This is a genomic window from Dehalococcoidia bacterium (genome assembly GCA_003597995.1).
Classification (GTDB): Bacteria; Chloroflexota; Dehalococcoidia; order Dehalococcoidales; family UBA1222; genus SURF-27.
Map to the genome: position 1 here is coordinate 1 of QZJY01000062.1, position 19,926 is coordinate 19,926.

Genomic DNA, 19,926 nt, shown 5'->3' on the forward strand with positions numbered 1-19,926 from the left:
CAAGTACCGGGACGGCAAGTATTTTTCCACCGCGGAGGTCGGCAAAACCCTGACCTACCGGGAGTACAGAAAACTTGCCGAACTCAAGCTGGTGGAGGTCTCCGACACAGACGCCTGGCGCGCTGAGTTTGGGCTGGAAAAGTGGACAGAAAAGAAGTATGAGCAGATACCCGAAACCCGCGCCAACGACGCCGCAGCGATGCTGATGGGCGTAACCAGGTGCGAGAATAATACTGAAGCGCCTTTCTATGTCTGGCGTCGCCTGCAGTACGCCAGGCGGAGCCTGCACCGGCAGAATTTCCAGGAAGGCGGAAAACGTCCCCGGTTTGGCGGCACTACTAACGGCGGCTTTTTTCGCAAAGGCGACTGGGTAGAGGCTGAAAAGGCCGGAGTAAGGTACCGAGGCTGGGTGTGCGGCATGCCGACAGAGAAAACGAAACTGGTAGGTGTGTCGGATACCGAAAACAAGCGCATAGGGCAGTTCAGCCCGAAGAAGGTAAGACTTCTGGCGAGAGCCGGAGGATTCTCATGGAAAGAGGTGAGAGGCCGCATTCCTCCCCCGGCTGAAGCCGGAGGAATCCTGCGGCTGACATCTTGAAGTTGGTGACTACGAGAATATTAAGCAAAAACTTGCAACGCTTTTAACCTGAGATTTGGGCCGGAACCATCCGGCCTTTCTTTTTTTTGTGGAGGTGTTTATTTTTATGTCGCTTGAAAAAGCCTACAAACTCATCGAAGAAGCGCGGATAGAGCTTTACAGCCACATCGCTGGCCGGCGTGTAGAAGAAGACGTAGCCTCTTTACCCGCCGGCGACTGCAACCCGCTTGGCTCATCCGCCACCTGGGACGGTAGAGTGCTGAAGTTTATCATCCCCGACTACCCGCCGCGCATAGCTGACGAAAAGAGACTTGAAAGGAAACTGCGCGACCGGTGGATCCGGATGATGATGGACGCGTTTTACGGGCTGGAACCCCAGCCTGCGTTTGAAGAAAAGGTGCTGTGTGTAATAAAATACGTCCTCCCTTTATGTGTCGAATGGGACGTAGACAACCGGTGGGTGAAGCCGTTTATCGACGGGCTGAGATACCTGAGAATCATAAAAAGTGATGGATGGAACAATATGGCATATATGGTAACAGGGGACGTGGATAAACTCAATCCGCGAACCGAGATTTACGTCGCTGAATTAGCCTTCATAGAGGAAATAATTGCCATGCTTTAACGTGAAAACCATCCTCGAAAACCACCGGAATACATATCCAAACACCCTGTCCAAACAAACATGGAAAATTAGGTGCGGAGGTTTGACACGTATAATTTGGGCGGGCAAACGTGCTTCAAGCCATACCACGCCTCAAGAAACCGGGTGTGAAAAACCAGGTTGATAAGTGTCCAACCAGGCCGAGGTGGGGCGTTAGCCCCACCGTTCATATCCGCCGAGCCGTTCATCCGTTCGCTCTTTTAGCCGCCTCAATCCCCCGCCCTCTCCGCCCAGCATCTTCCAGCCACAGCCGCCCTCATCCGCCCCTACAACCCCCGAAAAAACGTAAAAACGATTTCCAGTTTTAAATCGGTTTAAACGGCTTAAACCGGCTAAAAGGTAGAAGGTTTTAACCGGTGAAACCGGGTTTGGGGATTTAACCGATGGAACCGGGTTTGGGGATTTAACCGGTGGAACCGGCTTTAAGGATTTTACCGATGCGGCCGGGTTCGAACGATATGAGCGCAACAACCGAAAACGCATCGAACCGGGTTACCGGATTAAACCGGATGTCATCCACCTGCCTTGTTGCGCGGCGTTTAGTATAGCCTGGTTGTGTTTAAGAGCGCCGGGTTTAATCGGATGAACGTTAATACGGTTAAACGGATAAAGATACGTGGCGGAAGGCATCGGGTCTTGTTGTCATATGTGACAACAAGTTAATCGGGTGGAAATCCAGTTAATTTTGGAAGAATGCAGGATTTTTAGCAAAGGTGCCGAAAAATACTCCAGGGGTGCTCCAGGGGTGAAAAAAGGTTGCACAGACGGGCCAAAGCAACGTTAAAACGGCGATGATTTACACGCGTGTTCTCAACCGGGGACCGGCTGGGGTTCGCAGCACCGCCGACATGCTTTGAGGTTATGAAAGAGGGTTTTATACTGATCCGTATAAGACGCCATGATAAAAACGGCAACTGTACGCATCAGCCGACATTTCAGGGGTTATGCGCATAAAGGATATTTTTCCGAAAGGATCTTATACGGCACCTGTAGCGATTTTGGATTATTATATGAATCAATATAAACAATGTTAGGCCGAGAACAAGGAACGGGTTGATCAGAGTTCTTCGGTAGAACATTTTCGAAGGGGTAATAACAATGAAAGCTCTTACAGTAAGACAACCTTGGGCATGGGCCATAATGCATGCTGGAAAGGATATTGAAAATCGTGACTGGAAAACTCTACTGAGGGGGCCAGTTGCAATTCACGCCGCAAAGGGATTAACCAGAAAGGAATACGAAGAAGGAGTGAGGTTTATTCGACGCCATTATAAGAAGGAAATCCCATCATTTGAAACCATGGTCCGGGGAGCAATTATAGGGACAATCGAGATTGTTGATTGTGTCGACACATCAAAGTCAAAGTGGTTCTTTGGAGAATACGGGTTCGTACTGCAGAATCCTCGACCTATTGATCCGATCTATTGCAGTGGAGCCCTCAGTTTTTGGACTGTGCCATCAAGCATTGAGCGGAAGATGGGAAAAATGGCCTAACCCAACTTTCGATTTTCTAATACTAAAAATAAATTTTTCCACACGTATTTACTGGGCTGAGAGGTCATAAAACAGGCACTCATATTCTTGACCGAACGTTCAAACTCACTGGCGGCAATGGATCGTAGTGGAATTGACGTCCGGTGGAACGTCTTGTTGTGCGTGTTATTATCCATTTCGTATTCCCGCTAAGGAGGTCACCCGCTCTTTGAAATCCTGATATTCCTCGCCTTCGGCGGATTTCAGATCTGACAACCGATAGAACGTATTAGTTGACGGGGATTCTCTTCTTGCCATGTCCATATCAATCCTGTCCACATTGACAACGGTCCAGCACTCCACATAGCCTCCCGCTTTCGCTTTCTGGTGGCTTTTCTCTGCTTCACCAACTCGATTATGGATGTTGGAGAAATCTGTTCCACCCTTAACTTCAATCGCGATGATGTTCCTGAACCTGTTCCTGCTCATTTCCTCCCTGATTACAATGTCAGGATCAGGGGCAAACTCAATGAAAACCTTTCGCCCGGCTGCGTTCACGATTTCAATCTTGCTTGCACTGGAATTAGTGGCAGCATGTTGCACGATGTCATGGATTGCCTGAAACACGTCAACGATGCCAGTTACCCCTTTCTTCACGTTGGCGCCACCCCGCAACTGTGGACCAACAGTAAGCAATGTCAAATCATCAAGAAGTTCCCGGCTGAGCCTATCAGCCCCGATTCCATCAATAAGGGCAACAGCACTACTGATAAGGCCTTTGCACAAGTCGAGTAAGGCTTTCTTGTTGTTGTTAGTAAGGATTCCTTTTGTTTCCATTGATTTAAATGCGGAAACACCGAACTGTCTTGTATAGAATACCTTCTGGCTAAAACCAAGAAGCAATCGATAATAGCCAAGAAGGTAAGGGTTTGCTTCAAGCACACATGGAACCGGGTATACAAGTTCGCCACGCAAACCATGTTTCGCCAACGCCTTTAAGTTGTCTATCGGCACGTAAGCCGACAGCTCTTTATTCAGCGTTGCAAGATCCAAATCTTCAATAGCCTTGCTCAGCGCATCTTGAAGGTAAATGCTCCGAATCTGACCAAGCGCAAAAGAGAAATCAATTTGAAGTTCTGGAATTGGAATGTTGATATTCGGCATCACACAGCAACCTTGATAATTCTTTCTTCTGTAGCATTCAGCCTTTTCGCCGCTATTGCAACATATTCGGGATGAAGTTCAATACCTACATAGCGCCTGTATTGCTGGAGACAAACAACCCCCACCGTTCCAGTTCCAAAAAACGGATCAAGAACATAATCACCCGGCTTTGATGACGCCAAAATACAGGGATCGATCAATTTGGGTGGAAAAGTGGCAAAGTGGGCATCGGGGAACGCTTGGGTGTTTATATTCCATACACTTCTACGGTTGCGAAGCTTTCCGTTCAAACCAACTTCCTTCACAGCCTCGTAATCATATAAATAGCGTTCGGATTTCGTAAGCATAAATAAATATTCATGTGCCCGTGTCGGTCTGTCCTTCACACTTTCCGGCATTGCGTTGGGCTTGTGCCAGACAATATCGCTTCGCAAATACCAGCCATCATTCTGAAGGGCAAAAGCTAATCTCCACGGGATACCCTGGAGGTCTTTCGGCTTTAGTCCTTCCGGGGTGTCAGGTCTAACGGTCATTGCCCGTGCAGGGTTCTTCTTGTCAGTTGCACGGTAACCACGGTTACCGCTAGTGTAGCCGTCACCAATGTTCAGCCAAAGCGTTCCATCATCACGAAGAACCCTTTTGACTTCATTGAAGATCGCAACCAGATGATTCAAGAATTGTGGCAATGTGGTTTCTAAGCCAATTTGGCCGTCAATCCCATAGTCACGAAGACCCCAATAAGGAGGAGAAGTGACAACGCATTGGACCGAACTCGACGGTAACAGACGTAGCGCATGCAGGGCGTCACCCTCAAGGATTAGCGAATCATCTAGAACGATCTTATCTGGCGGATTAACTTTTCTATATCTCATCTCTGCTCCATAACATAGATTTTGCTGCCCAACGCCTGAATTCAGTTGCCGCCGATGCTTCTGACAGCGAGATGCGAATGCCTGTATTTGTGTGCCTTATCGAGAACCCCATAAGCAATCGGCATAAAACCCTCTTTCATAACCTCAAGGCATGTCGACGGGGCTTTAGAACCCCATCCGGTTCCCGGTTGAGAACGTGTGTGTAAATCATCGTCGTTTCAATATCACAGTGGCCCAAAAGCTCCTGGACCGTTCGAATATCGTAACCGCTTACAATTAAATGGGTTGTGACGTTTAATTTACATTTTGTAAGGCGTTATATTATATAAGGACATTCTTCAGTACTTCCATTTTTCCTTTTATATCTTAAAAAAAATTATCGAGGTGATCCACAGATGCCCAAGCCACCCGTCCTAACCGCCCGCGACGTAGAAACGTTAAAAACCTTGAACCGCTGCGTCGTCATGACCACCGCCCAGCTAAAAGAAGCCGGCGGCTTTCGCGATAGCCGGTGGTACCACTACAAGCGGCTCAAAGTGCTGGAGAAGAGAGGCTACATCCGCCGCAGCGGAGAGTATTTAGAGCTCACGCGCAAAGGTGTGGATATCGTAGCAGTTCCGGGTGAAAGCGAACCGGTTAAACGGCCCAAAACCCGGCAGGACAGGACGAAGCTGGCCGCCCTCTCCCGGATACATATAGAGATGCAGGACTGGGAGTTCCTGCCCGGCGGCGCCGCCAAACGCCAGTACCGGTTAAACCGGGGCGACCGGTTAAAAGGAGTGCTGCGTAAAAACGAAGAAATCGCCGTCTACGTCCTATCCGACAAACCGACGGCCAGGACGGTACAGAGAGTGAGGCAGGAGATCAGCCTTCTCTGGCGCGTCCGGATAGACAGCGCGCTGGTGCTCTGTCCGACGGTTAAAGCGTTGGAAGTTTTCGGAGACAAAGCTTTAGCGTTGAAACGGTTAATGGTTTTACCGTATGAAAACGGTTTACGGATTATCCGCAAGATCTTTCAACCCGGCGCGGTTGAAGAACTGTGCAGGAGATATATCGGCGATCATCCGGTAAAGCAGAGCAGGAAACTCTTTGCCGAGGCGGTGATAAAGGTCGGCGGGCAGGAAAGTTACGTGGCCGAACTCATGACGAACGACCTGGTGAAAAGAGAGCTGCTGCAAAGCCACGCCGGCAAGTGGCTCAGGCAGGAAGGCCGGGGGCTGTATATACTCTGCTTCGAGAGCCAGGCCAAATCCGTCATAGGAGACTTTAGGGAGACGGCGGAGGTAGTGGTTGTGCCGGATGGGTGGGTGAACCAGTAAAGGACAGGGGATGTGTTGGGTTGCTCTTGGCGCGCGGTAGGGTGTTATAGGTGTTGCCCAGTGGAAGTAACGGATAGGTAATGGTATAATTAAAAAATGAAGAGCCCAATGCCTTAATAGGGCACGTTGGGTTCTGTGAGGGGCGTGGACGGCCTTCTCACATTTAACACATCATTGAAAAGTGAGGCGGAAGTCGAGCGTCTACTCGACATAGTGGATGGCAAGTTCTTGTTCTTTGCGTTCATGCGTGCACATAACATACAGCAATCTCTCTTCGCGTTGCTCCCTCGGCCTGCAGCGCAAACCCGGCTGCCCGGAGTACAGGCCGAAAGAGCATGTCCGGATACTGCCGAAATGGTATGTTGGGGAGAAACAGAGTTGGCAGCCGGCTAATATGTGCAACTATGTCTCCTGCGAACACATTGTCCGCGAACAAAGCGGCAAGAAATGCGCTTTAGGTCTGCTCTGTCGCAGGAGACTGAAAGAAGAATGTGCGAGTTATCAGCCCAAAGAAGGTGTAAAACCGCAGTGCTTTCCTTTATGGTACAGGGCGAAGCTCATGCCGCCGGCGAAACCGCTCGCGCAGCGTCGTCCGCCCGGGAGGAAGCCGGTGTGCGGCTTGATGTCGTGCATACATAACAGCCGCAGGAACCTGACTCCTTACTGCACCATCGGGCTGCGGCGGCGCAAGAAAGAGAAGTGCGACTGCTACCGGCCAAAACCGAACGCGTTAAAAACAAACCTTCCGTGGTGGTACAAATCGGAAGGGTAAACATATCTCCTGTCCTTTCCCCCCGGCTGAAACCGCCGGGGGTACTTTTTTTGTGAAAAATATTCAAAAAGGTGTTGACACGTGCTTGGAGTGCACAGTAAAATATAAATGTGTTGCAGTGTAAGCAAATCATAAAGGGGGGTAACAAAAATGACCCAAAATGCCCCGGCGCAATTCCTATGTGTAAAAATAAGGAAATTTATGGTAATCTAAACCGTAGGAAAAGGAACTGAAAAAGTAAGTAAGTCAGTCACCTCCTCATAACCCCCTGGCTTAAAACCGGGGTTGCTCTTTTTTTAGGGCAAGAAAATATGCAGGCGTCAAAAACAAAGCCTGTTCGAAGAAAGAAGGTAAAAAAATGTATGGTAATACTGCCAAAAAATTGGGTATAATAGAAACAAAAAGTAAAGGTTATGAAGCCATGCCCAAAAGTAACGTACAATGGGAACCCAAGTTCACCATAACCCCGGTTATAGCAAAACACTTAATGGAGATTGAAGCTGCAAAGGTTGCTGTAGAACATACCCCGCTGCCCGTTTCGGTAGAAGCTAAATTGCGGCAACAGGCGCGTGTCCGTTCGAGCCACTATTCCACATATATCGAAGGGAACCGGCTCACTGTAAATGAAGCCGGCGCTGTAATTGAAAACCAAAAGCTTGCAATCGAAGGAAAGCGGCATGATGTCTCAGAGGTGCGAAACTACTGGGCTGCCTTATTATTCGTAGAGGAGTGCGCCGCGAAGAAAATCACATTAACCGAGGAATTAATTCGCAAACTACATGCAATTGTAGAAAAGGGTAAAAGAGCAAGACAGACCCCGTATCGCGACGGCCAAAACGTAATAAGGAACAGCATTTCGGGCTCAATCACCTATTTGCCACCGGAAGCGGCTGACATTCCGCCGCTCATGTCCGGATTGGCAGCATGGGTAAAACAAGCTGAAAAAGACAATATTCCCATACCTCTTATCGCGGCTTTGATACATTATCAATTCGTCACCATACATCCGTTTTACGACGGCAATGGCCGGACCGCAAGGCTTCTGGCAACATTCATACTGCACCGGCGCGGTTACGGCTTAAACGGTTTTTTCTCTCTGGAAGAACACCACGCCAAAGATTTAAACAGCTACTACCGGGCACTTATAGTTCATCCACACCACAATTACTATATGGGCCGGTCCAAAGCCGACTTAACCGGGTGGGTCGAATATTTCACAGGGGTGTTGGCAAAAGTTTTCACTGAGGCAAAAAACGAAGCGATAAGGCTATCCAAGGAAAACATTCCACCGGAGCCTGAGCAAATCCGCTCTCTGGATCGCAGGGCGCGGATAATATTAGGGCTTTTCTCGGGAAACGAAGAAATAACTTCGGCGGACGTTGCGTCGGCTTTGGGACTCTCCCAAAGGACGGCTCGCGAACTGATCAAAGAATGGGTACAACAGGGCATGCTGGTTCCCGAAACGGCGTCGAATAAAAATCGAAGATACCGTTTATCGGCAATTTATCGGCAGCATATCGGCAATTTATCGGCAATATAACGGAACATCGACTTGCCTCACCCCCGGCCTAACCCGCCGGGGGTTTTCCTTTTTTTTAGAGTAAAAAACATGCAGGCGTCAACAAAAACAAAGCCTGCCGAAGGAAAGGAGGGCAATAAATGATTGCCGATTTCAAAAAGTTCAAACGGTAACCGTACCATAATGTCCCCATAGGGGGTTGCAAAAAGAAACGCCGCGCAGCGTCCCAACTGGCTTCGCCTGGCCGGTCCCGGCGGGCAAAAATCGGTAAAAATTGAAAAACCAAAGCAGAACTTGCAGCGCGCCGTCGAAAAAGCGGCCGCCGCACCAAGACCACCGAAAGAAAGGAGGTGTTTGGCGCAGCCGGCCGCTTGTGGAAGGCTGCGCTACAGGATGCAAATCAGAGACCTGTTAGGTGTTAAAAACACCACCCGCGCCTGGCAACGCGGAGGAAAAATCGCATGGTCGGACAAAAAGCGTGTAATCGACACGTCGGCGTCCGACGGATGGGCTCTTGAAAGAGCGAGGGAAATCGCTAACACGTGTAAAGAAGTACGCATCAAGCGATTTAACAAAGACGAACCGCTCTGCGTCATTTACAACGTTGCGAGTTAAAAAACAACGGCAAGCCAGGCCGTTTAAAAATCCCCGATAGGGAAGGAGTGGCTTCAATGATCCTTATCAACTTCTCCGGCCACCCCGTCCCAATCCGGGGTGCGGAAAAAGTTTCTATTGTAGAGATAGACCTGCCGGTGGTATCGCCTACCACCGGAGCGATACTGACCGCCGCCCGTCGCATGTTCGATGAAGCTGAGGAGCGGGTGGCAGAAGCGATCGCTCGCGGGGAATATCAGATGCTGCTGCCGGGGTACGCGCCTTTGGCGGCGGCGCTGATTACCGAATCCGCCGGCCGGTCCGGCAGGTTGCCGGCGGTGAGGTGGACCATCCGGAGGGGTAACAAGTACGTCTGCACCCCTCCATTGAATCTCCAGGCGGCGAGAACCGCTGCCAGAGGGAGGCGAAAAGTGTGATTGTGGTATACTGCGATGGACTGTGCGAACCGCTCAATCCCGGTGGCACGGCCACTTACGGCTGGGTAGCTTACAGGGACGGCCAAAAACTGCGCGAAGACTGCGCTATGGTCTGCTCAGGGCCGGAAGCCACCAACAACGTCGCGGAGTACAGCGCGGTCATTTTCGCTTTGAAATGGCTTTTGGAAAACGGCCGCGAAAGCGAAAAGATAGTGGTCTGCTCCGACAGCCAGCTATGTATATACCAGCTAACCGGCGATTACGCCGTCCGCTCCGGGCGAATACGGCCGTTATACGAACAGGCTCGGGCGCTGGCGCGAAAGTTCAAGTTCCTTGAGTTCCGCTGGGTGCCGCGCGAAGAAAATAAAGAAGCCGACGCTCTTTCGCGCAAAGCCTACGCCGGGGCGGCCAAATCGTCCAGGGAAGAAAAGGCAAATGCTTTGCTCAAGAACGTAGAGCGCCTGGACTGTACGCAGTACCGGGTAAGGTCGCAAAACGGCAGCAGGACATACCTGGTGGACACGTCAGTACCGGCCTGCACCTGCCCGGACTTCCTCGGGCGGTGTCTAAAGGCCGGGATTAAATGCAAACACATCCTGGCGGCTGAAAAGGCCGCCGAATAGAATATGCCCACCTGCAGGGGCAAAAAAACTGCGGCGCCTGTTTATCAAAAAACGGGGCCGCAGGCCCCGGCAGGCGTGGGAGGAAGAATGGCGGAGCTAGACAAAGAACAATACCGTGAAGTAATCGAAAAATGCCTGGCCATCTGTCCGACGAAAGTCGCGGCGTTCATGCAGGCGGCGGAAGAGTTGAGCACCACGTATTGTTCGGTGAAAGAGTGCTACTACAAATATGTTTATAAAAACGGCTCAAGCGCGCCTCAACCGGCCAGGAATACTGCCGGCAAATCGGATGAACATGTCAGATTCACCCCGTTCAACAAAGAGCAGGTTTACGACATGCTTAAACAAAAAGCGGCTGAATTGGGCAGGCCGCTCACATCGGCGGACTTAAGGGATGTAGCGAAAGAATCCGGCGTCAAATATCATGCCGTGCTTTCAATGTGGGGTAGTCTCTGTCACAAGGACGAACTGCCGACGAAGGCCGATTTGATCAGGGATTTAAAGGAACAGGTAGAGTCGCTTAAAATCGCTCTTGCGAAAAAGAGCGAAGAACTCAAAAAATACCGGGAGTTCATAAACCCGCACGAGCTATCCGATCTCCAGCGGGCGCTCGATACGGCCGGGCAAAAAATCGCTGCTTTAATACGCGTTAACATGATGTATCTCAACATGTTGCACGCGAAGACTCAAATTAAATGGGCAACGTGCGGAAGGAGAGATCAGAATGTCTGAATTGATAAAAGCTATAGTCGAGAAAAGATTTAACGAACAAGTTGGTCGCAGAGAGAAAGAGTTCGACAACAGTTACTTCAGCAAAAGGTACCGCAAAGCTTCAGAGCGTTACATGAGGTTGGAAAAAAAAGTAGCAGCGATATTGCCTAAAGAACTGTTTCATCAATATGATGAAATTAACGCAGAATTAGATGCGATAGAGCAAGAGAAAATGTATATTAAGGGTATAACGGACGGTTTTCATTTGGCATTCTTTTTGCTCCCTGGTATCAACGACAACAGCGATAATTAAACCCAAAAACCCCCTGCGGCAACGCAGGGGGTTTTTGGGTTTAATTGGTTTTAAGGAAAAAAAAAAAAAACAACCGAGAGTAAAGTAATCAGCCGAAGCGGCGCCCAAAGCATCGTTCAAACATCAGCATGTATAAGGAGAGTGGTTTTTTGACAGAAACAAAAACACTTAAGCGCGGAGAAATCAACGGCGTGCCAGCGTTCCGGCTAACAAACCAAGAACAGGAAATCCGCATAATTTCCATCGAAGACATCATCCAGATTAATTTTTCTCTTGCCGACCGGAAAGAAATTGCAACCCTCATGTGGCAAAGACTCCGCGCGCTGGGCGCTGAAGAAATCTCAAACGACGCAGTCTTCATCGAAAAAGGCGATATCACGTATATTTTCTACCGGCCAAAACGCCGCTAAAACATACCCGCTTCGGCTGTCAACAAACTTTTGTCGCCCCCGGTTAAAGCCGGGGGTTTTCTTATTTTAAACAAAAACTCATGCAGGCGCTAAAAAAGCAAACCTGCTCCAAAACCATAGCCGCCGATGATAACAGGGGCGGCTTTCACATAGACAAACCCCTGCCCTGTCCCTTGAGACACGGCGGGGGTTTCATTTGTCTCTAGAATTTCAAGCGAAAAAGTTTTTTGCTTGAAAAATTTATGTTAAGGAGATAATATTAATGTACAAAAGAAACAGCAGGAGCGAAAAAATGACTCTCGGAGAAAGAGTGGACGAATGGCTGTGTATTGCCAATGAGGATTTAGAAGTGGCGGAAATGTGCTTAAGCGCGGGTAAGAACCTTCACTGTGCGTTTTTGTGCCAGCAAGCCGTAGAAAAAATCCTCAAAGCCTGTATTGCGGCCAATGACGAAACGCCCTTGCCGATTCACAACCTTCCGGGGCTGGCAAGCGACGCGGGGCTGTGGGAACTACTGACGGTGGAGCAAAAACTGTTCTTGAGGGCGACCACGACGTACGCCATCGAAACGCGCTACCCCGGCAGAAAGAAGAGCCTGGTGGAACAATGCACAAAAGAAGAGGTCGGAAAAATACTGGCATCGACTAAGGAGATGGTGGTATGGCTAAAAGAAATAATAAACGAGAAACTCTTCCAAGAGAAATAGTCGTCGAAAGACTGAAAAATTCCGCAGAAGAACTAAAAAAACGTATTCCTGTGGACCGCGTGTATCTTTACGGTTCATACGCAAAAGGCAAACCCAGGCCGCATAGCGACATAGACATAGCGGTGATCTCTTCTGTCTTTGGCGAAAACATTGTCAAAGAGACAGCAATGCTGATGGAAGCGTTTGAAGACGTGAGCCTTATGGTCGAGCCGCGAGCGTACTCCCGTGAGGAATATAATAAGGCAGAAAAGGGGTCTTTCCTGTATGATGAAGTTATCCAGAAAGGCGTCTCAATAGCCTGACCCGAGCTGCCAATCGCCTCCAACCCCCGGTTTTCCACCGGGGGTTTTCTTATTTTAAACAAAAACTCATGCAGGCGCTAAAAAAGCAAACCTGCTCCAAAACCATAGCCGCCGATGATAACAGGGCGGCTTTCACATAGACAACCCCTGCCTTGTCCCTTCAGACACAGCAGGGGTTTCATCTATTTACAATCGAAGGAGGTGCTAAAAATGTTTTGGCGCATACTAACCCACAACCCCGAGCAAGCCGGACGCTTGGCCGAAGAATTCAAACTACCTCCCCTGGTTACGCGCATCCTTGCCGCACGGGGTTGCACGGTGGAAAACACGACGGATATGCTTTTTCCCACCGAGTTGCATAACCCCCTGTCCTTAAAGAATATGGACGCGGCTGTTGCGCGCATTCTTGCCGCACGGGACAAAAAAGAAACCGTCCTGGTCGTAGGAGACTACGACGTGGACGGCGTGAGCGGCACAGTGCTGCTCACAAAATTCTTCCGGGAAATCGGGATAAAACCGGTCCCCTTCATTCCCACCCGCGCCGAAGGCTACGGCTTCAAACCCGGGCACGCGGACGCGGCTGAAAGGGCCGGCGCCTCGTTAATCGTCACTGTGGACTGCGGCGTCTCTTCCCGGAGCGCCGTAGAAAGAGCCCGGTCCAAAAACATAGACGTAATCATAACCGACCACCACGAGCCGCCCTGCAATTTGCCCAGAGCGCCGATTATCAATCCGAAGCTGGGCGGCTACCCGTTCCGCGACCTTTCCGGAACAGGCGTGGCACATAAGGTTTATCAGGCTGTAGCGAAAGAAGCGGGTTTGGACCCGCTGTCCTACATAGACCTGGTAACGCTAGCCACGATAGCCGACGTGATGCCGTTGCTCGGTGAAAACCGGGCAGTCGTTACAAACGGTTTATACCGTTTGAACGAGAACCCGTCCGCCGGGTTATCCGCGTTATGCGAAGCGGCCGGGGTAAACGAGGTAACGGCTGAAGCCGTGGCTTACTACTTAAGCCCGCGGCTGAACGCCGCCGGCAGGATGGGAGACCCGATGCTTGCGTTCGATTTGTTGTTTGCCAAAGAGCCGGACAAAGCCAGGTCGCTGGCCGAAAAGCTGAACCGCTTAAACTACGAGCGGCAAGAGATGGTAAACAAGTGCCTTGAGGAAGCAACGCTGCAAGTTAATTCGCAAACAGAAGCGTTGGATGAAATACCTGATTTCATAACAGTAGTTGGGAACTGGGAGCACGGCGTAATCGGACTGTTGGCTTCGAAACTTGCGGAGGTTTACCGCCGCCCGGCCCTCGCGCTGTCCCTGGACGGAGATATGGCGAGAGGCTCCGCCCGCAGCATACCCGGCTTCGACCTGCTGTCCGCCTTGAGGCTGAACGAAAGCATATTGGACAAACTGGGCGGCCACCGGATGGCTGCCGGATTGTCCGTGAAACGGGAGAACATCCCCGGCCTGGCTGAGAGGCTCATCAAACACGCCCGTGAGAACATAACGCCTGAAATGACGACGCGATCAGTCGAAATCGACGCGACGGCCGACGTCAACGAATTAACCGTTGAAAATATCAAATTATTGAACGAAATCATGGAGCCGTGCGGCCAGGGGTTCCCTGCGCCGATAGTAGCGGTGGAAGGGCTCTGTACAGAAGCCGCCCTTATCGGGGACGGAAAACATCTCCGGTTAAAAGTCGGCGGCTTAACCTGTATAAGGTTCAATTGCAGCGAAGAACCGGGTAAATACCTGAATAAAAAACTCGCATTGGCGGGCAGGCCAGCGGTAAATCGGTGGAACGGCGCCGATTATCCGCAGATGCTCGTACAGAGCGTCCGACCAGCAGGGTACGTCAGCCGCGACACAGTGTCGAAGGCGTACTCGATGTTGAAAGAGGGTAAAACTGAAAAATTACCCGAATTGGGCTTAAAAGTGCTCGAAGAAATCGGGCTGAAAGAAAAGGACAGGGCAAAGCTTCTACCAGCGGAAGGCAGAAAGAGCCTGTTCATATCTCCGACGTATCAAATGTTGGGGGTCGAAAAAGTAGAGCGGCGGGCCGGGTAAGGCTCGCCTGCTCTCTACCTTGCAAAACAAAGGAGATGGCGCTCATCATGGCGCTCGAAAAACACCATCGGCACAAAGCCGCACAAAGCCATAGAAGCAACGAAGAAAGGAGCAGGGCGATGAACAACAGATACGACTGCGGGGATTGTGATTTCAAAGACGGATGCATTCACGCCGGAGCATTCCGCAGGCTCCCAGAAGAGGAGGGCGGACTCGGGCTTTGCCTGAAGGATCGCATCGAGAACGACAGCGCCCGCGGGCGGTGCATTTGGGTACGGCTGCCGGACGGTCCCCTTTGCCACCATCTGACGATGACGGAGTACGAATGGCTCAAGGGCAAATTCGAGCGCAAGGCCGCAGAGGAGCTGAAGACCACCGGAGCCGACCATGTCCTCTACGGCACCAAGCACTACGATAAGGACGGCAATCTGACTACGGTGCACCTTGGCATCATCCCGCTGGACGATGCGGAATTCACGAAACGCACCAAAGATACCGGCGACACCCATGTATACGCCGTGCATGCAAGGAGGTGACATTGCCGGCTCTCTGGAGAAGTTTGCCACCGAGATCTGCAATCTGCAGCGTACCAAGATGCGGGAAAAGGACAGGGCGAAACTTATGCCGGCGGAAGGCAAGAAGAGCCTGTTTATATCTCCGACGTATCAAATGTTGGGGGTCGAAAAAATAGAGCGGCGGGCTGGTTAAGGCTCGCCTGCTCTTAATCATCTTAAGCGGGGAGGTGTGTAGAATGGCCGCACCTGCGCTTTTTACCCGGATTGAGAAGTTGCTCCTGGAGAACGGCTGGGAGAAGACATGGGAAGATCCAGGAGGCCAGCGCTGGGAAAAGGATAGTGATGCCCACTACTGGCGCTACTGGCAATTAACTATTAACTTTATGCCTGACGGCAACCATTATTGCAAACTGTATTACGGCTCTAGCTTAAAAGAGCCGGAGACGACCTGTCACCTGCGTTCGCTTAGGCCGGTGCTGAAGCACCGGCGATTAATTCGGTAAGTTAACCCGACAATCACTCCCGCAAAAAAAATACAAAAAACAATTCGCGCAGAAAAGCCGCCTTCGTCCCACAAGACGATAGGCGGCTTTTCTTTTTTTACAGGAGGTGATCGTCTGAGAAAAAACTGGCCCCATCGCAAACCAAAAAAGAAAGGAGGCATCCCATGACCCGAATCAGCGCAATAATCAGCGCAATACCGTCTTACCGCCGCCCCATACTCATAACCCTCGCTGTCCTGGGCCTGTGGATAATCGACGCCTGGCTCGTCGGCGCGTTCACCGCCGTGCTTGCCGCCGCGCGTGCGTGGATAGCCGCCGGTATAAGCAGCAGCCCGGACTACAGCACGGCCGCCCGGTACCTGTCGCATCCGCTGCAGACAGCCTTCACCGCCGCGCCGATTATGAACCCCGCGACCAGGCAGATGTTTTTGCTGTCCCATGCGGTCACCATACCGGCGCTGATAATAGCGCACCTTTTTCGTTCGCGTTCTTCGCCCCTGATAAATCACGGGAACCGCCTGAAAATATCCCGCGACGACGCATCATGCGGGACCGCGGGATGGATGCCGCTTAGCGAAGCGAAGGCCGTGCTCGCCGCCGGCCACGGCCCCGGCACCTTCTTCGGCCTGGCCGACGCGTGGCCCAATCCTCCGCTGCGGCTGCCGCCGGGGAAGGGGTTCAACCGCAACGTGGTGGTGTTCGGCACGACCGGGAGTATGAAGTCGCGGTCTTACGTCCGCAATAACATATTGAACGCCGTGCTCTCGAATGAATCGGTAGTCGTTACAGACCCCAAGGGAGAACTTTATAGAGACTGCGCCGCGATGCTCGAAAAAAACGGTTACACCGTAAAAACGCTGAATCTTGTCAGCATGCTCAACTCCGACCGGTGGAACCCGCTGAACGAAGTCTCAACCGACCAGGACGCGCAGGTATTCAGTGAGGTGGTGGTCGCTAACACTGGTATGCCGGGTATGAAAAAGATCGGAGGCGACCCCTTTTGGGACCGGGCCGAGCAAAACCTTTTGAAGGCGCTGTCCCTTTACGTCGTGAGCGAGTATGCGCCGGAGAGAAGGAACCTGGGTTCGCTGTACGCCATACTTGCCGCCGGAGACGACCGGCAGGTGGACATGCTGTTCACCGCCCTGCCGGACGACCACCCGGCCAAAGACCCGTACAACATCTACCGTCTGTCCGGCGACAAAGTGAAAGGCAGCGTGGTCCTGGGCCTCGGCACCCGTTTGCAGATATTCCAGAACAAGGCTGTGCAGGACCTGACCGCCGAGAGCGACATCGACATGTCCGGGCCGGGGAAAACGAAATGCGCATACTTTTGCGTTTTCCCGGACACCCACAGCACGTTCGACTTCCTGGTGAGCCTGTTCTTCAGCTTCTTATTTATCCGGCTCATAGATTTGGCGGACAGAAATAACGGCCCCTGCCCGGTGAACGTGCACTTTTTGCTGGATGAATTTGCCGTGCGCCCGTATGCAGCGTGAAAGTGCTGCGCGGGTCCTTCTGAAATCTGCCGGTGGCGCGGCAGTGGGTTCGATATGGAATTGCCCATCATCACCCGGCTTATCCGAAAGGGAAACCGGACGGGGAGTGCAGCATGCCGGGAAAGGCGCGAGTCAGCCAACCATCAGGCTGCGGCTGAGCGTCGAGATGAAAGGTCCTGTATGAGGATAAAGGCTGGATTGCCTCAACGATAGCCAGAGGGGTTTTATCGTCAACCACGGCGGAAAGATGGTTACAAACGCCGTGTGGCAGCGGGGTTGCGTACAGTTTAGCGAAGTGCGCACGCCACCATATCCCCTGCCTCCCAGCCGCAATAAGTGGAAAATGGCGAAAGTCGTATCCGACAACAGGATATGCCGTGTTCAGATTGACCTAAACGGGGATGACCTAAACCGGAGAGCTTGCAGGTGCAAGCTATGGAACCTGTTCCTGAAAATCCGGCATGGTCACGGAGCCCTCGTAGTAGTCCGAGATGGGGAAAGCCCGTCACATGGCGAAGGAGGGCAGTTTACTCTTCACTACGACGAAGGAAAGGTGCGTGAGGCATCATGAGAAGTCCTCAAGTTGTATTGGAAAATCTACAGAAGCAGTCCTTGGAAAAGGACTACCAGTTCGAACGCTTGTATCGGAATCTTTACAGCCTTGACTTCTTCCTGTTGGCATATCAAAACCTGTATGCCAAAAAAGGGGCCACGACCCCGGGCGTGGGCGGTCAGACGCTGGACAGCGCAGGCACAAAGCGTATTGAATCTCTTATTCAGTCGCTCAAAGACCACAGCTATCAGCCACAACCGGCCCGCAGGCAGTATATCCCCAAGAAAAGCGGAAAAGGCCAAAGGCCATTAGGGATTTCGACTGCAAACGATAAGCTGGTACAGGAAGTCGTGCGCATGCTGCTTGAGAGTATCTACGAACCGGCTTTCTCTAAATTCTCTCACGGGTTCAGGCCGGAAAAGAGCTGCCACACGGCTCTTGCCCAGGTACAGAACAACTTCACGGGAGTTAAATGGTTTGTGGAGGGCGACATCAAAGCCTGCTTTGATACTATAGACCACCACACGCTTGTGGATATCCTACGTAGGCGTATCAAGGATGAATCCTTGATCTCCTTGATATGGAAATTCCTCAAAGCGGGATATATGGAGGACTGGCGTTACAACCGGACCTATAGCGGCACACCGCAAAGCTCGGGAGTCAGCCCCCTCCTCGCCAACATTTATCTTCATGAGTTGGATACGTACATGGAAGAGTACAAGAGGCGGTTCGACAAGGGTACCCAGCGAGCGGTAGGTAAAGACTACGGACGCGTTAAGGGAACCCATCAACGCCGGAAAGAAAAGTACGACGTTTTATGGCCAACCCTGCCGGAGAAAGAAAAGAAGGTGGCCCGAAGGGAAATCAAAGCTCTACGCAAGCAGTTCCAGCAATATCCTGCCAAAGACCCTATGGATGAAAACTATCGTCGAATCCAATACGTGCGGTACTGTGACGACTTTCTTGTGGGTGTGATCGGCAGTAAAGCCGATGCGGAGACGGTCAAGGCCGATATTGGCCGGTTTCTCTCCGAAAAGCTAAAACTTACCATGTCCCCGGAAAAGACGTTGGTTACCCGCGGACAGGATAAAGCGCGGTTCCTGGGGTATGAAGTCACCATATGCCAGAACACTGCTACAAAGCAGACATCCAAAGGGCAAGTCCGGGTCCACTCCAATCGGGTCAAGCTATTCGTTCCCAAGGAAAAATGGGTCGGAAAGCTGCTGGAATATGGTGTACTTAAAATCACGGCGGATGAACATGGCAAGGAAAAGTGGAAACCGCTGCAACGGGATGACTTCATGGGGTTGGAACCACGTGAAATCGTATTGATGTATAACGCGCAAATCCGTGGCCTGTATAACTATTACCGGTTGGCTAATAACGCCTCCGTGTTGAATAAGTTCTACTACGTCATGGAATACAGCATGTACAAGACCTTTGCGGGTAAGTTTCATACTACTGTTGCAAAGGCCAAAATGAAGTATACGCGCAGTGGCGTATTCAGTGTAGATTACATTACCAAGGCCGATCCCCGAGTGGCTACCTTCTACAGGGGCGGATTCCCTCGTGTAAAGGTACCCCTAGGTGCGGACGTGGACTCCAAGCCGGAATACACAGTCAAGCACAAGCCCGGGGAGCTGTTCTTACGCATGAAGGCGGCCAGGTGCGAGCTTTACGGTAAGGAAGATACTCAGGTCAGTGAGCGCCAGGTGGCCGGTGGGAACGTATCATGCTGAAAAAGCGCCGCAAAACATTGATCGTTTGCGAATAATGTCACCAATCCATACATTCTGTAGGTCATGAGTAAGCGGAGAGCCGTATACATCGAGAGGTGTACGTACGGTTCGGGGGCGAGTACCCGGAAACCTGCCGCAGCAATGCGGCAAGGCGCTGGATGCTTAGCCTACAACATCGGCGCCCTGCCCGACTTCGATAAGAAGATCTCCACCATAAGGAGCCGCGGCATCTTCTGTTCGCTTATACTGCAGAGCGTCAGCCAGATTCAGAGCCGGTACCCGGGCGACGTGTGGTCAAGCATAATCGGCAACTGCGCCAGCAAACTGCTGCTTGGCGCGAACGACATAGTAACGACGAAATATATCAAAGAGATACTCGGCGTCGCGACGGTGGATGTTGAAAGCAGGAAAAGGAAAGAGATCAAGCAACTCCAACACTTATTCGAGCGTACTGAAATAGCGCGCTCCACCAGGCAACGATATTTGCTGACCGACGACGAGATCATGCGGCTGCCGCAGGACAAAGCGATACTGATGATGTACCCGCACAAACCGCTGATGCTGAAAAAA

General features: G+C 51.4%; 23 protein-coding genes and 3 pseudogenes. 22 read left to right on the forward strand and 4 right to left on the reverse strand.

Translation table 11 applies throughout. The features are described from left to right. The 4 genes and pseudogenes from C4542_08405 (at position 1) to C4542_08420 (ending at position 2,756) form a co-directional block, all read left to right on the forward strand. A pseudogene (locus tag C4542_08405) lies at positions 1 to 532 on the forward strand (hypothetical protein). 172 nt (positions 533 to 704) lie between these two features. After that, on the forward strand, positions 705 to 1,223 hold the full coding sequence (locus C4542_08410) for a hypothetical protein (GenBank protein RJO60684.1): 519 nt from the start codon (positions 705 to 707) through the stop codon (positions 1,221 to 1,223). Between the two features lie 806 nt (positions 1,224 to 2,029). After that, a pseudogene (locus tag C4542_08415) lies at positions 2,030 to 2,119 on the forward strand (integrase). Positions 2,120 to 2,360: 241 nt separating this feature from the next. Continuing rightward, the gene (locus C4542_08420; protein RJO60685.1) at positions 2,361 to 2,756 is read left to right on the forward strand and encodes an ASCH domain-containing protein; all 396 of its coding nucleotides are present in this window, start codon (positions 2,361 to 2,363) and stop codon (positions 2,754 to 2,756) included. Here the strand turns inward: C4542_08420 and C4542_08425 are convergent. From C4542_08425 to C4542_08440, 4 genes are all read right to left on the reverse strand, one after another. After that, a complete protein-coding gene (locus C4542_08425) occupies positions 2,753 to 2,932 on the reverse strand; it encodes a hypothetical protein (GenBank protein ID RJO60686.1) in 180 nt (59 codons plus the stop codon). The genes C4542_08420 and C4542_08425 overlap by 4 nt on opposite strands. Beyond that, entirely contained in the window at positions 2,925 to 3,899 is a 975-nt protein-coding gene (locus C4542_08430) for an XcyI family restriction endonuclease (protein ID RJO60687.1), read from the reverse strand. Before C4542_08430 ends, C4542_08425 begins: the two co-directional genes overlap by 8 nt. Beyond that, positions 3,899 to 4,771: a site-specific DNA-methyltransferase gene (locus C4542_08435; GenBank protein ID RJO60688.1), complete on the reverse strand. Its 873-nt coding sequence runs from the start codon at positions 4,769 to 4,771 to the stop codon at positions 3,899 to 3,901. Before C4542_08435 ends, C4542_08430 begins: the two co-directional genes overlap by 1 nt. Before the next feature lie 136 nt (positions 4,772 to 4,907). Then, complete coding sequence (locus tag C4542_08440) at positions 4,908 to 5,048, reverse strand: hypothetical protein (GenBank protein ID RJO60689.1); 141 nt, start codon at positions 5,046 to 5,048, stop codon at positions 4,908 to 4,910. A gap of 118 nt (positions 5,049 to 5,166) precedes the next feature. Between C4542_08440 and C4542_08445 the strand changes: the two genes are divergently transcribed. The 18 genes and pseudogenes from C4542_08445 to C4542_08530 all read left to right on the forward strand — a co-directional run. Next, the gene (locus C4542_08445; GenBank protein ID RJO60690.1) at positions 5,167 to 6,090 is read left to right on the forward strand and encodes a hypothetical protein; all 924 of its coding nucleotides are present in this window, start codon (positions 5,167 to 5,169) and stop codon (positions 6,088 to 6,090) included. Positions 6,091 to 6,225: 135 nt separating this feature from the next. After that, positions 6,226 to 6,483, forward strand: coding sequence for a hypothetical protein (locus tag C4542_08450; GenBank protein ID RJO60691.1), 258 nt, complete (start codon positions 6,226 to 6,228; stop codon positions 6,481 to 6,483). A gap of 800 nt (positions 6,484 to 7,283) precedes the next feature. Next, positions 7,284 to 8,402, forward strand: a complete 1,119-nt coding sequence (locus tag C4542_08455; GenBank protein ID RJO60706.1) for a Fic family protein — start codon at positions 7,284 to 7,286, stop codon at positions 8,400 to 8,402. 333 nt (positions 8,403 to 8,735) lie between these two features. Next, the gene (locus C4542_08460) at positions 8,736 to 8,996 is read left to right on the forward strand and encodes a hypothetical protein (protein ID RJO60692.1); all 261 of its coding nucleotides are present in this window, start codon (positions 8,736 to 8,738) and stop codon (positions 8,994 to 8,996) included. 56 nt (positions 8,997 to 9,052) lie between these two features. Beyond that, positions 9,053 to 9,412 carry a hypothetical protein gene (locus tag C4542_08465; protein ID RJO60693.1) on the forward strand — a complete coding sequence of 120 codons (360 nt, stop codon included), beginning with the start codon at positions 9,053 to 9,055 and terminating at the stop codon, positions 9,410 to 9,412. Further along, the gene (locus C4542_08470; protein RJO60694.1) at positions 9,409 to 10,035 is read left to right on the forward strand and encodes a reverse transcriptase-like protein; all 627 of its coding nucleotides are present in this window, start codon (positions 9,409 to 9,411) and stop codon (positions 10,033 to 10,035) included. The genes C4542_08465 and C4542_08470 overlap by 4 nt, the downstream gene beginning before the upstream one ends. 3 nt (positions 10,036 to 10,038) lie before the next feature. Beyond that, positions 10,039 to 10,767 carry a hypothetical protein gene (locus C4542_08475; GenBank protein ID RJO60695.1) on the forward strand — a complete coding sequence of 243 codons (729 nt, stop codon included), beginning with the start codon at positions 10,039 to 10,041 and terminating at the stop codon, positions 10,765 to 10,767. Next, complete coding sequence (locus C4542_08480) at positions 10,760 to 11,059, forward strand: hypothetical protein (GenBank protein RJO60696.1); 300 nt, start codon at positions 10,760 to 10,762, stop codon at positions 11,057 to 11,059. Before C4542_08475 ends, C4542_08480 begins: the two co-directional genes overlap by 8 nt. A 149-nt stretch (positions 11,060 to 11,208) precedes the next feature. Then, entirely contained in the window at positions 11,209 to 11,469 is a 261-nt protein-coding gene (locus tag C4542_08485; protein RJO60697.1) for a hypothetical protein, read from the forward strand. A gap of 262 nt (positions 11,470 to 11,731) precedes the next feature. Further along, on the forward strand, positions 11,732 to 12,175 hold the full coding sequence (locus C4542_08490; GenBank protein ID RJO60698.1) for a HEPN domain-containing protein: 444 nt from the start codon (positions 11,732 to 11,734) through the stop codon (positions 12,173 to 12,175). Then, positions 12,130 to 12,477, forward strand: a complete 348-nt coding sequence (locus tag C4542_08495; protein RJO60699.1) for a nucleotidyltransferase domain-containing protein — start codon at positions 12,130 to 12,132, stop codon at positions 12,475 to 12,477. The genes C4542_08490 and C4542_08495 overlap by 46 nt, the downstream gene beginning before the upstream one ends. Positions 12,478 to 12,591: 114 nt before the next feature. Then, a complete protein-coding gene (gene recJ / locus C4542_08500) occupies positions 12,592 to 14,547 on the forward strand; it encodes a single-stranded-DNA-specific exonuclease RecJ (GenBank protein RJO60700.1) in 1,956 nt (651 codons plus the stop codon). A gap of 119 nt (positions 14,548 to 14,666) precedes the next feature. After that, entirely contained in the window at positions 14,667 to 15,083 is a 417-nt protein-coding gene (locus tag C4542_08505; protein ID RJO60701.1) for a hypothetical protein, read from the forward strand. Continuing rightward, positions 15,070 to 15,255, forward strand: a complete 186-nt coding sequence (locus tag C4542_08510; GenBank protein ID RJO60702.1) for a hypothetical protein — start codon at positions 15,070 to 15,072, stop codon at positions 15,253 to 15,255. Before C4542_08505 ends, C4542_08510 begins: the two co-directional genes overlap by 14 nt. 43 nt (positions 15,256 to 15,298) lie before the next feature. Next, positions 15,299 to 15,565 carry a hypothetical protein gene (locus tag C4542_08515; protein RJO60703.1) on the forward strand — a complete coding sequence of 89 codons (267 nt, stop codon included), beginning with the start codon at positions 15,299 to 15,301 and terminating at the stop codon, positions 15,563 to 15,565. A gap of 164 nt (positions 15,566 to 15,729) precedes the next feature. Further along, complete coding sequence (locus C4542_08520; protein ID RJO60704.1) at positions 15,730 to 17,064, forward strand: hypothetical protein; 1,335 nt, start codon at positions 15,730 to 15,732, stop codon at positions 17,062 to 17,064. Positions 17,065 to 17,631: 567 nt separating this feature from the next. Then, positions 17,632 to 19,391 (forward strand): annotated as a pseudogene (locus C4542_08525) (group II intron reverse transcriptase/maturase). A 106-nt stretch (positions 19,392 to 19,497) separates the two neighbouring features. Next, a partial coding sequence (locus C4542_08530) for a conjugal transfer protein TraG (GenBank protein ID RJO60705.1) occupies positions 19,498 to 19,926 on the forward strand: 429 nt, incomplete at its 3' end.